Annotated in this window: 11 protein-coding genes; 1 reads left to right on the top strand and 10 read right to left on the bottom strand. The window is 32.7% G+C overall.

Going from position 1 to position 15,548, the window contains the following annotated elements:
* Positions 1-584: 584 nt before the first annotated feature.
* From ACYSNV_RS09575 to ACYSNV_RS09540, 8 genes are all read right to left on the bottom strand, one after another.
* Entirely contained in the window at positions 585-1,520 is a 936-nt protein-coding gene (locus ACYSNV_RS09575) for a PorP/SprF family type IX secretion system membrane protein (protein ID WP_461762352.1), read from the bottom strand.
* A 12-nt stretch (positions 1,521-1,532) separates the two neighbouring features.
* A complete protein-coding gene (locus ACYSNV_RS09570) occupies positions 1,533-2,738 on the bottom strand; it encodes a gliding motility-associated C-terminal domain-containing protein (protein ID WP_461762351.1) in 1,206 nt (401 codons plus the stop codon).
* Positions 2,739-2,949: 211 nt separating this feature from the next.
* Entirely contained in the window at positions 2,950-5,451 is a 2,502-nt protein-coding gene (locus tag ACYSNV_RS09565) for a hypothetical protein (protein WP_461762350.1), read from the bottom strand.
* Between the two features lie 446 nt (positions 5,452-5,897).
* The gene (gene pdxY / locus ACYSNV_RS09560; RefSeq protein ID WP_461762349.1) at positions 5,898-6,746 is read right to left on the bottom strand and encodes a pyridoxal kinase; all 849 of its coding nucleotides are present in this window, start codon (positions 6,744-6,746) and stop codon (positions 5,898-5,900) included.
* 213 nt (positions 6,747-6,959) lie between these two features.
* The gene (locus ACYSNV_RS09555) at positions 6,960-7,286 is read right to left on the bottom strand and encodes a DMT family transporter (RefSeq protein ID WP_461762348.1); all 327 of its coding nucleotides are present in this window, start codon (positions 7,284-7,286) and stop codon (positions 6,960-6,962) included.
* Positions 7,287-7,422: 136 nt separating this feature from the next.
* Positions 7,423-8,121 carry a DUF4328 domain-containing protein gene (locus ACYSNV_RS09550; protein ID WP_461762347.1) on the bottom strand — a complete coding sequence of 233 codons (699 nt, stop codon included), beginning with the start codon at positions 8,119-8,121 and terminating at the stop codon, positions 7,423-7,425.
* The gene (locus tag ACYSNV_RS09545; RefSeq protein WP_461762346.1) at positions 8,106-8,732 is read right to left on the bottom strand and encodes a hypothetical protein; all 627 of its coding nucleotides are present in this window, start codon (positions 8,730-8,732) and stop codon (positions 8,106-8,108) included. Before ACYSNV_RS09545 ends, ACYSNV_RS09550 begins: the two co-directional genes overlap by 16 nt.
* 18 nt (positions 8,733-8,750) lie before the next feature.
* Positions 8,751-9,827 carry a tyrosine-protein phosphatase gene (locus ACYSNV_RS09540; protein WP_461762345.1) on the bottom strand — a complete coding sequence of 359 codons (1,077 nt, stop codon included), beginning with the start codon at positions 9,825-9,827 and terminating at the stop codon, positions 8,751-8,753.
* A 399-nt stretch (positions 9,828-10,226) separates the two neighbouring features.
* Here ACYSNV_RS09540 and ACYSNV_RS09535 point away from each other — a divergent pair, with 399 nt between their 5' ends.
* Complete coding sequence (locus tag ACYSNV_RS09535; protein WP_461762344.1) at positions 10,227-11,708, top strand: catalase; 1,482 nt, start codon at positions 10,227-10,229, stop codon at positions 11,706-11,708.
* A gap of 784 nt (positions 11,709-12,492) precedes the next feature.
* On the opposite strand, the gene ACYSNV_RS09530 is transcribed toward ACYSNV_RS09535, so the two are convergent.
* Positions 12,493-13,503, bottom strand: coding sequence for a linear amide C-N hydrolase (locus ACYSNV_RS09530; protein ID WP_461762413.1), 1,011 nt, complete (start codon positions 13,501-13,503; stop codon positions 12,493-12,495).
* Positions 13,504-14,113: 610 nt separating this feature from the next.
* On the bottom strand, positions 14,114-15,544 hold the full coding sequence (locus ACYSNV_RS09525; protein ID WP_461762343.1) for an anion permease: 1,431 nt from the start codon (positions 15,542-15,544) through the stop codon (positions 14,114-14,116).
* Positions 15,545-15,548: the final 4 nt, after the last annotated feature.

Raw genomic sequence — 15,548 nt, 5'->3', positions numbered from 1 at the left:
AAACAAATCACACTGAATAACATCTATTTATAGATTAAATTCACATAAACATAATTAATGGGTAGAGATTGCTTTTAATAGGCCATAAAAAAAGCTGCTTTTTTAAAGTTGAGCAGCAACAACTAAGAGAGAAAAACCTTCAGGCATTGCCTAAATAATAGAATAGTTGTTTGAAATACTTTTCTATTTTATTGTTACTTTTAATTAACGATGAGTAAAAACACCGTTTCTAATAATAACCCCGGGTCATTTAAAGACATGGAAATTTAATATGATTTTACCCTGTTTTACTAGAAATTTATATGCGCGAGAAATCGTAACAAAAATTGATATAGATAAAAACTGCTTTTTTTAAGTTGAGCAGCAACAACTCTCAAACAAAGGCTTGTTGGTATTAACCTTTGAATAAAAAAACCAAGCATTGGTTGAAAAATTTGCTACTTTTTTTCACGTTGAGTAGCCACAACGTACCTTTGAGAATAAACACGTAGTTGGAATCTAGAATCACTATATTCTAACTAAAAAAACAATAACACAAATGTCTTCTCAAATCGGGACACCTAACTTCAATTAAGCTTAAGTTTTTAAAAATATTTAGTTTTGTTGTTTGTGCGATACCTATTGAAAAACTCGTAACGTAAGAATATTTCATGGCTCCCTTTACTATAAGATTGTAACCCACTTGTTGTTTGATCAAAAGTATATCCTATAAAAATAGGCTTAGACACCTGGTAACCTGTAAGAAAACTCCATGAAGCGCTAGGTTGAAAATTAAGCCCAATATTCACCTTAGTCTTGTAATAAAAAATTGCTGAAAGATTCCCTTGAATAGGGGCGCCTTTAATAAACCGAAACAACACTGCTGGTTTTACAACAATATCATCTGAAATATCCACTATATAACCTGCGTTAAAGTAACTTTGGTTATGTAATGGAGTAATCGAGGTAAGTTGGTCTGAAAACACCCTGTGATGAATCAAATATGGCATTGCAACACCTATATATCCTTTATCCCACCAAAAAAATAATCCAATTCCAATATTTGGGTTTTGACTTCTCACTTTTGTTAGGGATGCAAAAGGATCGGTGGAATCCCAAAAATCCATCATTGCATAATTTACCTTCTGGTTCTCAAAACTAGCTTTTAGCCCTACAGCTAAATTTAAACTTTGCTTTATAGCCACTCTATAGGATAGGTCCAAGGCAAAGTTATTACTGTGAATCGCGCCTATAGATTCATTTTTAAAATGAATTCCAATTCCTAGGTTTGTCTGGCTTAAAAGGGAATTGCCACTTAGATTGAAAGTTTTGGGTGCTCCTTGTAAACCAACCCATTGATTGCGATAAGTACCCAGTAAAGTAGTCGCATTTGCATTATTGACATAAGCTGGATTATAGCTACTTATATTATACATATAAGTAGAAAATTCACTTTGCTGCTGGGCTAGACTAGGAATACTTAAAAGTAAAACAATACACTTCCACCAAAAACCATTTATATTTTTTTCTTGTACCTTCATTTTTAATATTTTTTAATCTGATTCTAAATGCAGGCTTCCACTTTTACTAATGATTCTTTGCCCATTTTTATCTTGAAAAGGATATCGGATAATGTAATAGTAAGTTCCTGAAGGCAGCTTATTTCCCTGTTTGACAACTAGTCCTGATTTAGCATAGCCTTTAAAAACATTATTTGTTCCATCTGAGTAAGTATCATAATTGGTGGTTGAGAAAACCTTGGTTCCCCATCTATTGTAAATCTCTACTGAGTTTCCTGGATACTTATGTAAATTTTGAATATAGAGGTAGTCATTTTTACCATCATCATTAGCAGATACAAAATTGTAAACTAATACATCCGCCGGTAAATGTTTGTCTTTTATGACTCTACCTAAGGTAAAAAACGAAGTTGTTGGACGCAGATTTACAGGTGCAGTAACCGTTTTTCTACCTTTATCTATCACCCCTCCTTCATCTTGCCAAATCCCCAACCTCTCATTCCACACAATAATATGTATATCTTGATAGTCTTGTTCAAAAGATAAATCATCAATAGTCCTTGAATCAATACTTAAACTCAAAATAATTGGACTTTTTGTATTTTGGGATTTTTCTACTTGCCAAAATTCGCTAGTATTTATTTTTTGAATAACAGAAACGGTCTTTTGCTTATCTTTAAAGAATTCTTTGTCTTGATAAAAGTACTCTACAACAAATCCATCATCTACACAATCTGATCCCGCTATGGTAAGTGGTCTATAAATACCCTTGTTTCCTACGGGAAATTGATAGCTTTTATTACCTATTTTTTCCATTTTTCCATTCACATAACTTTTATCCGATGCCCCATGAGCAGAGCTTAAGTTAAACACGGTAATCATGCCTTTTGATAAAGAACTACCATGTTCTTTACTATTGTCTACATAAACAATCCCATCTTTAAATACCATCCTCCCATAGACTTCAATATTGCTTTTTAAATCAAAAGCTTTATCTGGTGTGTTATTATCCCATGTAATGTTTAAAAATTCGGATACAGCATTACCCGAGATTTCACTGAGTATATTATCTGTTCTTGTAAAATAACTCTGAGCTTGTTTACCATAGCTAGTAAAAATTCCTTGATTGTGATAATTGTTATAAAAAAATGTTTTACCACCATTTAAGACTCTTCCGGACTCTGTAATTACAAAAGCAGATTTACTACTAAATACGGCCTTGGGTGCAATATTCACCATTCCGTTTATAAGGAGTTGGTTGGCCTGATTATCTTGAGAGTATAAGCTTAGATAAGAAAAACAAATAAACCCAAGAGATAAATATTTATAAAAAGAGGTATGAACCATAACGTAGATGCAATTAAATTAAGTGAATTATAAATTCAGTTTATTTTGAAAAACTGAATTTATTTAAGACTTATATACCTTTATATAACCAAAAAAATAATAGCTAACGAATGGTAAAGGTTACTTCTATAGGAGTAGATTTAATATTTAAATCTTTTAACTTACTCTTGTATTTCAGCACCCCTTGTTCTGAAAACGATAGGATTTCTACTAATTCATGATCCACATGAGTGATGAAGAAATTAATTCGATCTATAGAGAATACCGGCAAAGCACTATCTTTTTTACTTTTTGCTACAGGTTGATTGTACCGCACTTGGTACTGGTTATAAATATTTATTTCATTTATTGAATTACTAGAATCTAAGTCCAGCTGAACTCCAAATACAAAAAACGCGTTAGATATAGACTCTGGATTACTACTTAAGGTATTTTGCATTAGACTACTTGCCGGTTGTAAATGACTATCTACAAAGGTATCCTGACAAATTAGGGTGTTAGAGTTGACCCATTCCACTCCAGTTTCATCAGCTTTTGTTACTAAAACTTGATTGGCTTTTCCTGGTTTAATCTCAATATTATACTCTTGGGATTGATTAGAAATTTCTAAAGTTTCTGAGGATATAGTTAAAGGCTGTTTTTGTAAAAAGTCAACACTAATAACACCAGTTTGATCATCACGTATCAGCCCATCGCCAAATACACTTGGAGCTATTTTATCAGCTGTCACTGAGTTATTCTGAAGCATTGCTGTCGTAATCTTATGGGTTAGATTTAAAGGTGCATCTTTATTATTAACACTCGATATAATCGTATTATTAACCAAGTAAAGTTGGTTTTCAACATCTAACGATATTTTCTCTACATCTTGCCATATTACACCGTTGCCGAAAGAATTTGTTGTTAAAACTTGATTAGGCAATCCATGAATTAAATTAATTTGTAGATCTTTTAGTATTGCTCCTCTTTCTCCTAAAACAGAAATAGTTTCAGAACTAATATTACCGCCATTTAGCAAAGAAGGAACTAATTTATAGTCTACCTCTAAGGCACCAGTTTGTTGATTTTTAATTAAACCGGGCCCAGCTACATCACTGTTAATTTTAAAACGGTTTATAGACAAATCCTTTATCATATCAGTGGAAACAGCTTGTTTTAAGTCTAGGCTGGATCCGACGTTATTAATATTAGAACTTAATATAGTATTATCTAAATGCAGAGAATTAGTAGTCATATTTTTCAAAGAAGACCAAGTTGCTCCTCCTGTATCACCCACTGTTAACAGATCACCTTCAAGCCCAGGTTGAATCTGGTTTGTAGATAATTTCCCACTCAAAGAAGCTATATCTATATTAGAGGGTAGAAGATCAATAACAACATCTTGTAAAACAGCTCCTTGTCCTTTGGTTACTAAAATCGAATTACTACCTTTTAAATCTTTACGTTCTATTATATGCTGCGAGTCAACATTTAATACTCCCTGTGAATCAATTAAAAGGCCTACTCCTGGGCTTACCACACCAAGTTTATTGGGTGTTGCTATAGGAACATGAAATGAGAAAACATCTTGATTATCCAAAGTTGTTTTTGAAATTGAAATATTAGATGAATTACTTACATCTATTGAAAACAGCTTTTGATTAGATTCCACTAGATCTTTTAAAGGAATTGTAGTTTTATTTTTTTGTTCATCATAATAGATTAGACAGTGTGCCTGGGGATCATATATTAAAGAGGTAAGGGTTTGTTTTTCACCAACAATTTGATCCAAGATAAGATGTAGATCTGAATTTACAGAGTTATTTAGTACATCTAGTATATCTCCAATAATATTGATTTCAGAAACTTGATCATTCTCATTTATGTATTGATATCTCCCCTTTCCCAAGTTTTTTAACAAAGTAATCTTCTGATGCTCTGAAAGTAACTTAGAGAAATCTATTATGGTCTGGTTTTGCTGCGCATCAATAAATTTGATTTGTCCAAGGGTATAATCTACCTGTAAACTCGCGACCCCTTGAAAAGATTCAACTACATTTTTCAAGTTTACACTAGTGAAAACTCCTTTCTCATCTTTGTAGAGCAAAATACCAGTTATTGGATCGAAAGACAAGACAGTTAAACTTTGACTCTCCTTAAACTTATCGGATAAATCAACTAACTTCTCATCGTTATTGGAATCTATAAAATAAAGATCTTCCTTGTCATAAATTACATTGCCAGGAGCTGTTAATACAAATTGTTCCAACCATTTCTTAACTTGATCTTTATCAAAACTCTTTTCCAGTTCCTGTTTAATAATATCAGGAAGGTCACTACTGCTTGTCAGCCTTGTCCATTGATTTACATTCCAATAGTAAAACCCAGGACTTAATTGGGTATTTGTAGTAATATTATATATTAATAAACTCTCAAGATTTCCAGCCTTTATTGTAGTTAAATCTTTAATAGATTCTAAAGCTATACGCGGTATTAAAAGTCCTTTGTCTTTAGATTCAATACTTAACTCGGCAGACTCGTTTATAACATCAGTGCCTATTGCTACTTGCGCCCAAGATCCGAAATAACCCATACAGCAGATCAAGGTAATAATTTGTTTTTTCATTGTGAATATCGGTTTATTTAAAATGCAAACTCGGTAATTAATCGTAAAAGCCTTACATGCTTTCGCTTTTGTAAAATTGATTATAAATTCTTTTCAAATAACCTATAAACCAGTGTCTTACTTAAAATACATACCTAACCTATACCTGATAAAGTTAAAACCCATACCCCTAGCCATTATTCTGTAACTAACTAACAAACAAACACTTAAAACTCTATTTATCAATAAACAAATATCTATTACAAAAAACAAAGAATCTGTAATCTTTAGTAAAAACAATACCTAGCCCATACCCTAAAAATCATATGCAAGCCAATTTTGATACATGTTTTAACAATTAAATAAACAAGAATACCCATGCATTTGAGTTTATTGTAAGTTTATACATAATAAAAAATCCGCTTACTTTTTTAAAGTAAGCGGATTATATAATAATTTTAGTACTGTTATTTAAGCTCTAAAACAGGAAGCGATTTTATTATTGCCTTTGCATTGAGTTGCTTGCTTCCCTGATGATGAATATTTTGTAATACAGCAGTTACATACTCCATAGCTAATTTACTTGCTTGTACAACTGACTTGCCTAAATACAACTGACTGGTTAATACAGAGGTAAATAAATCTCCTGTACCAACAGCTGCTATATCTATCAACTGCGTGGTTAATCGAGTAATAATACCTTTATCTATAATTATTACTTCCAAGTTGCCTTTCTGGGTATCTTGAAGAATAGCACCTGTAAGAATTATTGTTTTTTCCAATAAGTCTTTACGCTTTGAAAGCGCCTGATCTAATTGGTTAATACTAGATATAGATTCTTGTAAAATAAACTCTAACTCAAAATGATTAGGTGTTATAATCTGAGCCAATTCAAGTAACTTATCTAAAGAGTGTAAAGCAACTTGCTTATCTATATAAAGTCCATTGGCTCGTGTATCACCAAACACAGGATCATACACGTAAACTCCTTTGGGGTTAACAGCCTTCCAGTCTACAATAAATTGCGCACTAAGATCTATTAGTTCTATATGGTTTATATAACCAGTGATAAAATAATCACTTTTTTGACATAGACCAATCTCCTTTATTCCTTTGATTAATAAACGGAAAAGCTCACCGGAGATAACCTGTCCATAATATACATTATCCTCTGCATGGGTAGAAAGTAACACCGTTGGTATTTTGACCACCTCAATACCATGTAATTCAATAGCCAAAGCGGCTATACTATTTCCTACATATCCACTTGAAACTAAACTTTGAATGGAAATAATGCTAGGTTCAGACTCTTGCATTTTATATATCTTCGTATTTATTAGTAAAAAAAATCCCAAAGCTATGGGAGTCCCTATTATTTATAACAAACAAAGGTATTTAATAAATCCCTAATTAAGCGATCTTAACATCGATTATTTATAATCTACTAGCAAAAATCTGGCATCTAAATCCATATGTCCTTAAAAAAGTTTTTCTTTAAGGACGGACATATGGATTGTATATCTAAAAAATTAATTTGAAACAAACTTCAATCCTACTATAGACCCTATTAAAGTAAATATGAAAAACAACCTCCAAAAGGAAGCTGGATCTTTGAAAAATAAAATCCCTACTATAACCGTTCCTACAGCTCCTATTCCAGTCCACACCGCATAGGCTGTACCTAGAGGAAGTGTCTGGGTTGCTTTAATTAAAAACCCCATACTACACACCAAAGCGATAAAAAAAGCAACATACCACAATATAGCTTCATTACCTTGGGCTTGCTTGGCTTTACCTAAACTAAATGTAAACCCTACTTCAAACAAGCCTCCTAAAATTAATAGAATCCAATTCATTTTACCCCTTATTTTTATTTTGGGGGCAAATATCAAGAAAAAAATTGAATCGCTGATAATAAAAATATTTTTTCTACGATTCAAAAAATAGACCTTGAGAATTTAATATCAGTATCAAGGATGTTTTTTAAAACTTTTAGTTTTCTGGCTTAATATCCTGATTTTCTTTACTATTTTGCTTTAACAGAATTTGTATTTTTTTACTCAAGCCTATATAATGTCTTATCCAATCAAACCAAAAGCAGCCTAAGATAAAAGCAAAACTATATTTGATAATTAAAAGCCAGGATAACCCCAATATAGTTATGGCATCCATGGTAAAGTATTGTAATATTTCTACGGACAAATAACTAAGTAAACACATCCACCAAATATCTAACTTCCAAAATGAATATTTTTTATATTCTACATCACCACTAGTTAAAAATCGGTAACAGCCCTCGAACATTCTTTTTACCAACGCCAAAGGAACCATTAAATTTAACAAAGGTACAAACCACATTAGCACACTCCAAAACGCTGGCTCAACAATAGCTTTATCTTGTTTTTTAACTTGTTTAAAATTCACGTAAAACCAACATAGGAAACAAATAGCAAAACTTAAATAAACATACACATTTAACTCTGTTAAAACACTTCCAACTTGCTTTAAAGTACTTAAATCCTTAGTGGAATAAGAAAGTGCATTAAAAATCCCCTTTATCACAAGATGATTCATCCAAGCATAGTTTAAAGCCGCACATAATTGCAAAAGAAATACTAAAGAAATTAGGGACATTACAATCATTAAAATAGTACTCTTACCATTTAGTTGTTTATCTAGTTTCTTTGCCATAGTCTTGTATCTTGTATTTTTATTTCCTTGATAGTATTGCCGGTCTTATCACCTATAGGATTGGTTAATACTACCCAATACATCAAGCTTTTTTTACTAACAGGGTTTACATACACACAACTAAGTACAGTGGTGTCTGGTAAATTTGCCTCTGCTTTGGAATACTTCATGGCCTTGGTGCATAACTGCTGCATTTGACTTAAGTCACAGTTTAAAGCATAAGAAGGGTCTTTGTAAGAAACCTTATCCCCTTGTAATGAATAACTACTGTTTAATATAAAATCAATAGAGTACACTTTTTGATCTCCTTTTTTTAAAAGCTCTACCGAAAACCTATCGTCTTGTTTGCTACTATACTTTGTATAGTAAAGTTTATCACCTTGAAAACCAGGGTAAATACTATAATCCATATCGGCAATTTGCATGGGATTATCCTTCGAACTTGTCATACTACCCAAGAGCTGCTCCACTTTATCTTGATCGGGCTCAACGCTAGACACTAAAAACATTAATTGAGCTATTTTTTCGGCAAAATCGTCTGTATTTTGTGCATTTACGACTCTTGGTGTAGAAGATATTATCAATATTAATATAAATAAAAACTGTTTCATGGCTAATATAGTGTTAGTTTAAAAATCTAATTCTTTGATTTGCTGGGCATCATCTTGTGTATAAATATCTAAATAAGCTTGCCTTTGTTTAGGGCTTATTTGTAACTCATTTTCAATATAACTGTCCATTGATCCATACTTTTTTGTTATACTTTCAAACATAGATTCTAGAAAAATAGGTTTAATCCATGAAAAAGTTTCTACTACTTGATAGTTTAAGTTGGGGAAAAATAATTTACCAAATTTGGCCAACTTCATTCTAGAAGCAACTTGTTTTTCTCTATAATTATTTGACAAAAGATAATCCTGCATAATTATTTGTTTATCTACTTTTAATATACTTAATAAAATTGCGGCAATCATACCTGTTCGATCTTTTCCAGCAGAACAATGAAATAAAGTAGAGTCGGGATTATCTAAAATTGTAGTTATTATTTTTCGTATCTCTTGGGGATTTTCCGTAGCATATAAACCGTAGAACTCTACAACCAAACTATCTGCCGTGGCCGGAGATATTTTTCCTTTTAGCACATCTTTTCGTGTCTTAGAGAACATATCTTCCGAGTCCTGATATGCTTGATAATTAAGATAAGTTACATCCTTCGGCAAATTATCGGGCTTTCTTGCAATTTCCTTATCGGTACGCAAATCAACCACAGTGGTAATTCCTAATTTTTTAAACTCGCTAAACTTTGATTTCTTCAAATCATTGACCTGTCCACTTCTATAGAATTTCCCCCATATAATACGTCTTTGATCTTGATTAACCAAGCCGCCTAGATCTCGAAAATTAGATACTTTTTTTAAGTCTATTAATCGATTAGATATCCAGATTGAATCTCCGTTTGTGACAATTGGATATATATCACGTTGTCCCTTTTTGAGTAAAAAATATTCATTGTTATTTGTTATAACAAGGTTTTGCTTGCCTAAAAGCACATCTTGGTTTTCAAACTCGGCGTAATACTTGTTATTTTGTTGAATAACTTGAGGAGCTTTAGTTAAGTCCGAAAAAACAATAGGCTGATAAGTATGCTTGTAGGAACAGCTCTGTAATATACAAAGCAATAAAACCAAATATAAGATTCTATTCATATAAACGCCATTTATCTCAAAATTACACATAAATTTCCTATTGTGAGCTAACCAATGGACCATAATGTATAATGCAGCAAACCCCCTTTAGAAAAAAATATCTAAAATGTATTGCTTTTAAAAAATCCTGCCCCATACCACTGGGACGACTCTAAGGCATTAAAAAAAGTAATTTTCTTGATTTGAAGAATAATAAAGATGGCAAAATTCTATATTTTTTCGTAGCTTTAATTGTGTTTTCTATACGTGGCTTTTAATTATAGCGAACAAGCATTTTGATAGTTTTCTCTTATAGTAGTATTTTTCTAAAGTATTGAATCCACAAGGATTCAGCGATTTAAAGAATTATGTTTGTCATAAGAAAATTAAGAAATAATAAATTATTAAAACCAACATAACATGAGCAACAAAAAATTAACTACTGCCTCAGGAAGACCTTACATGGACCATGAAGATTCTTTAACAGCTGGACCAAGAGGACCTGTTTTATTGGAGGATTACATTTTACATGAAAAACTAGCCCATTTTAATCGCGAAAGAATTCCAGAGCGAATCGTGCACGCGAAGGGTTCAGGTGCATATGGTACTTTTACAGTAACTAATGATATAACAAAATACACCAAAGCAAAGCTTTTTAGTGAAATAGGAAAACAAACAGATGTTTTTTTACGTTTCTCAACCGTTGGAGGTGAGAAAGGTTCAGCCGACTCGGAAAGAGATCCAAGAGGTTTTGCTCTAAAATTCTATACAGAGGATGGTAACTGGGATTTAGTTGGTAACAATACACCAGTGTTTTTCATTAAAGACGCTAAAAAATTCCCAGATTTTATCCACACTCAAAAAAGACATCCTGCCACTAATTTAAAAGACGCTACGATGGTATGGGATTTTTGGTCATTAAATCCCGAGAGTCTTCACCAGGTAATGATTCTAATGTCCGATCGTGGTACACCTTATGGATATCGCCATATGAATGGTTATGGTAGTCATACCTTTTCCATGATTAATAAAGACAATGAAATTGTGTATGTTAAGTTTCATTTTAAAACCGCTCAGGGTATTAAAAACTTAACTGGTCCACAGGCCGCAAAGATGAGAACCGATGATATGGATTTTGCGCAAAGGGATTTATACGAAAACATTGAAAACGGAAACTTTCCAAAATGGAATTTAAAAATTCAAGTAATGACCTTGGACCAGGCTCAAAATGCCAAAGTAAATCCATTTGATGTTACCAAAGTGTGGCCTCATAAAGATTATCCATTAATAGATGTGGGGGTATTAGAACTTAATAAAAATCCTAAAAATTATTTTCAAGATGTGGAGCAATCTGCCTTTGCACCTGCACATATAGTGGATGGAATTGGTTTTTCACCAGATAAAATGTTACAAGGACGTATTTTATCTTATCCAGATGCACAACGTTATCGACTAGGGGTAAATTACGAACAAATTCCTGTAAATCGTTGCCCTTTTGAAGTAAACAACTACCAAAGAGATGGTGCAATGCGTGTGGATGGAAACGCAGGTTCAGCACCGAATTACTATCCAAATAGCTTTGATCAGATTACAGCAGATCCTCAATACAAAGAACCTGCAATGTTTTTAGGTCATAATGTGGTAGCAGACCGCTTTGATAGAAATGCAGAGGGAGAGAATGATCACTTTACTCAACCTGGTAATCTTTATCGATTAATGAGCGAACAAGACAAAACAAACACCGTTAATAACATTGTGGAGGCGATGAGTGGAATTGGATCAGAGAAACGCGATGAAATCATTGCCCGCCAGTTATGCCATTGGTTTAGAGCAGACTTAGATTTGGGAATGCGCATCGCAAAAGGATTAAACTTTGACACTAGTAAGTTTACAAATAAATAATTTTTGTGTTATTATCTAAATAAAGTTGTTGGGAAATTTCAAAAAGCCTCATAGTATTGGCTTTTTCTAAAAAAGGTTTTCCCAAGACAAAAACTAACGCTTATAAAGGACTTTTAAAATCTCTTTATAAGCGTTAGTTGTTTTTGGCTTAAATACTGGAGGCTTTTCCCATTTTTTTAAATCTTTTTTTATCCTTTGTTTTTACAAATACTAACAGCCTTTTGTTATTTACCCTTGTTGGTGATAATTATCCCTATTTACCTTAAAAATAGTATTAGTTTTACTTGGATTCATACTGGTAAATATGTAAAAAAGACGCTATTTCGCAAAAAATTACATACTCTATTCACTTTAAACTATATCGGTATCTTATCATCCTTGTTTAAAATATCGATAGACTTGTGCCTGTTTAAGAGCGTATTTGGTTTATAGATAAGTTAGTGCTTAAAAGGTTTTTCTTACCAAATAAGTTTTAGCGCAGCTTGTCTTGAGTCTTAAACGATTTTATTTAAATAAACTTCTTTTCCAAAATATATTAAAATCCACGATGGATTTGCGAAAATGGTCTATTTGAAATAATACCTAAAAGCTGGTAATTTAAAATCAGGAAACTACAAAAAAAACAGGTAAATTCTAAAAAGCCACCGCTTAATATAGTTTACCTGTTTGTTTTTTAATAAGGATCTTAATCGGATCATTATTAATAATCCGTAAAATACCTGAAAGCGGTTTTTTATAAATTGTTTTTGTTTTATAAAAAAACACCTGTTATTATCATTGCTAACTAGGATCCAATTCCTAAGAATTTAAACGGTTTTGTTGTCTGTAATTTATTATGCACATTACCCATATAATCTGGACTATTAGTTAAATTCACTTTTTTAACCGGTGCTCCTTGTTTAAAATCTAATTTTGAAAAATCAAGCCAAATAGGTGTCAATGACAATGGATCTTCGTAATAATATACCAGGTTTTTTTGATCAGCTACACTTCTCCATTTTGTAGAAGAAAGATTTGGCATTCCTTCAATATGTACTCCGTATGGTACAGATGTATTTCGAATAATACTAAAGGCAGCCCCTAAGGCAATCTTAATATCATCACTTTGTTCAACAGCTGTCGCGTAATAGGAAGCTCTTGCAAATCTATCCTCTGACCTACCAGTACCTGGAAGGACTTTATTTCCTGGTAAAGCTGCCCAATAATCATTAACAGCTAATTGTTTTTCATAAGTTGGTGAGTTGGTCAAAACCGTATACTCTGGATTATGATAAATTACTAATTTCCCATCAATATACTCCAATATTGCACTATCACCATTGGCATCTGAGATTGATAAATGTACAGTTGCTAAAGAATCTCTTCCCGGGGTGTTATCGGTAACCACAATAACAGGATTGTTTTGTAGATCGGTTACCGCTTCGCTAACTGTTGCATAATTATCTAAAACATATTGGGCCCATATTGCTAGGGAAATTCCTCTTTGATCCTTACTCCCATTTGGATTGTATTGCGGATAAATCGATTCCTCTAACCATAGAATATTTGAAACTAATCCTTTTTCATTCATTCCATCAGCAGTTGCTATATCAAAAGCGGATATTACCACACTTCCATACTTTGCCGTCCAAGTAGCCGAGGCCAAACCAACTTCTCCGTTTCTTTGCATTCCACGGGGAAACACCCACATATTGGCTGCTATTTCATCCTTCCAGTCCATTGATCTGGCAGTGATTATTGTGTTATTTGGTCCCTTATATACTACCCTTGTACAGGCCATTGCATCATAACTCATCGTGCCAAAAACACCTGTTAAGACTACAAGAGCTAAGGTTTTAAATCCCTTTCTCATAATATTTACTTTTAGAGGTTAACTAGTTATAAAGATATGATATTTTTAACTTATTCTACTAATTTTTAATATTGAAAATTCATCAATTTCAAAAAGGTCATACAATAAAAACAACCAAATGACTCATTGTTTATAAAACAATTATTTATTTTTTTATATCTCATTCTATTTTGTTTGTTATCTGAAATTTTATAAATACCTAAAAAAACATGCCGTTTTATAAATATTAAAAATTCTAGTAGATTTAAAATTCCTTTTTTTGTTTATAAAAACTAACGCAATGATAACCAGAGCTAAAACCACAAGATAATCAATAAACAATAGCTATAGATAGTCTTCCAAAAACAAGGTGTAATATGAAAATTATTATTTCTTGTAGTGCTGCATTTGCAAAAAAAGGATGTAATTTCTTTACAGCTCTAACTTTATCACTTATTAAAATAGGATAGATTTTTTACCAGCTTCATTTTTTTAACCAGCTAAAAAACAATATTAGCCCAGTATTGCTTTTTTTTAAATAGAACATTGGGCTAATTAGTTAATATAGTTATGTTTAAAAATCACCTATGATACTCATCCAAGAGGTACCTACAACCAAATAAATAAACAATAATAAAACCCCGATAATCAAACCATAGGTCCACCAAGTTTTAAGTTCCACATACCCGCTACCAAAATAAACTGGAGCAGGTCCATGTCCATAATGGGTAAGGGTTCCATAAATAGACCCCATAAATCCAAGCATTAAGGCCAATAATAAAGGAGGAACGCCTAAAGAAATTCCCACTCCTAATAAAGCTGCATACATTGCGGCAACGTGCGCCGTTGCACTAGCAAAGAAATAATGACTAAAGAAATATACTCCTACTATTATCGGGAAGGCATAATGCCAATGCAAGCCACCCATTTTTGCTTGCACCAAATTACTAAACCATCCAATAAAGCCTAGCTCATTCAAACTACTGGCCATCATTACTAAAACGGCGAACCAAACAATGGTATCCCAAGCACTTTTTTCTGATTTTACATCATCCCATGTTAAAACCGAACTCAATAGTAAAATAGTTAGACCAATAAAGGCTGTGGTAGTGGCATCGATTTGAAATAAATCTCCAGTAATCCAAAGAAATAAAAGGATAAAAAAGGTAACTAACATTAATATTTCTTGAACCGATAATTTACCCATTTCTTTTAATTTTTGCGCAGCTACTCTTGGCGCATCCTGTGTTTTTTTTAACTCAGGTGGAAATATCTTATACAAAACAATCGGAGTGATTATAAAGGCAATAATTCCAGGAATAAATCCAGCGGCAGCCCAGCGCATCCAACTTATATTTACCCCAAGATCAGCAGCAAATTTTTGACACATTGGATTACTAGCAGTTCCTGTTAAAAACATCGATGATGTTATTAAATTCATATAATAGGAATTCAATGTTAAATACGAACCAAGTTTACGATGGGTATCGGGTTTTGACGGATCCGATCCAAAGGTAAGTGCCATGGATTTCATAATAGGGTATATAATTCCCCCTCCTCTTGCTGTATTACTTGGTATTGCGGGAGCTAAAACTAGGTCTGCTAATCCAAGTCCATAGGCTAAGCCTAAAGTACTTTTACCAAAACCACGAATAAATAGATAAGCAATCCGATTACCTAATCCCGTTTTTATGAATCCCCTGGCTATGAAAAAAGAGATTCCAATTAGCCAAATTACCTTATCTCCAAACCCCCTTAAACTCAATGTTATTGATTTACCAGGATTTCCAGGAGCTAAGAGCTGAAACCCTGCTGTTAAAGCAACAGCCAACATACACATGGTTCCCATAGGAGCTGCCTTTAAAATAATACCTATAATGGTACTAACAAAAAGTGCAAACAAATGCCAAGCATCCGCACTAACCCCCTCTGGCTTAGGACAAAACCATAATAACACCCCTATTATTACGGTTATTATCATGTTTTTTACATTAATTTCTTTCATAACA

This window comes from Myroides sp. LJL119 (genome assembly GCF_054871605.1).
Note: the sequence above shows the minus strand (reverse complement) of the source record. Positions and strands in the feature narration are given on the sequence as shown.

Coding starts and splice junctions, on each gene's coding strand:
- ACYSNV_RS09565 (WP_461762350.1), bottom strand. CDS start 5,451: ATGAAAAAACAAATTATTACCTTGATCTGCTGTATGGGTTATTTCGGA.
- ACYSNV_RS09570 (WP_461762351.1), bottom strand. CDS start 2,738: ATGGTGAATATTGCACCCAAGGCCGTATTTAGTAGTAAATCTGCTTTT.
- ACYSNV_RS09545 (WP_461762346.1), bottom strand. CDS start 8,732: ATGAAACAGTTTTTATTTATATTAATATTGATAATATCTTCTACACCA.
- ACYSNV_RS09525 (WP_461762343.1), bottom strand. CDS start 15,544: ATGAAAGAAATTAATGTAAAAAACATGATAATAACCGTAATAATAGGG.
- ACYSNV_RS09575 (WP_461762352.1), bottom strand. CDS start 1,520: ATGAAGGTACAAGAAAAAAATATAAATGGTTTTTGGTGGAAGTGTATT.
- ACYSNV_RS09540 (WP_461762345.1), bottom strand. CDS start 9,827: ATGAATAGAATCTTATATTTGGTTTTATTGCTTTGTATATTACAGAGC.
- pdxY (WP_461762349.1), bottom strand. CDS start 6,746: ATGCAAGAGTCTGAACCTAGCATTATTTCCATTCAAAGTTTAGTTTCA.
- ACYSNV_RS09555 (WP_461762348.1), bottom strand. CDS start 7,286: ATGAATTGGATTCTATTAATTTTAGGAGGCTTGTTTGAAGTAGGGTTT.
- ACYSNV_RS09535 (WP_461762344.1), top strand. CDS start 10,227: ATGAGCAACAAAAAATTAACTACTGCCTCAGGAAGACCTTACATGGAC.
- ACYSNV_RS09530 (WP_461762413.1), bottom strand. CDS start 13,503: ATGAGTTATGATGCAATGGCCTGTACAAGGGTAGTATATAAGGGACCA.
- ACYSNV_RS09550 (WP_461762347.1), bottom strand. CDS start 8,121: ATGGCAAAGAAACTAGATAAACAACTAAATGGTAAGAGTACTATTTTA.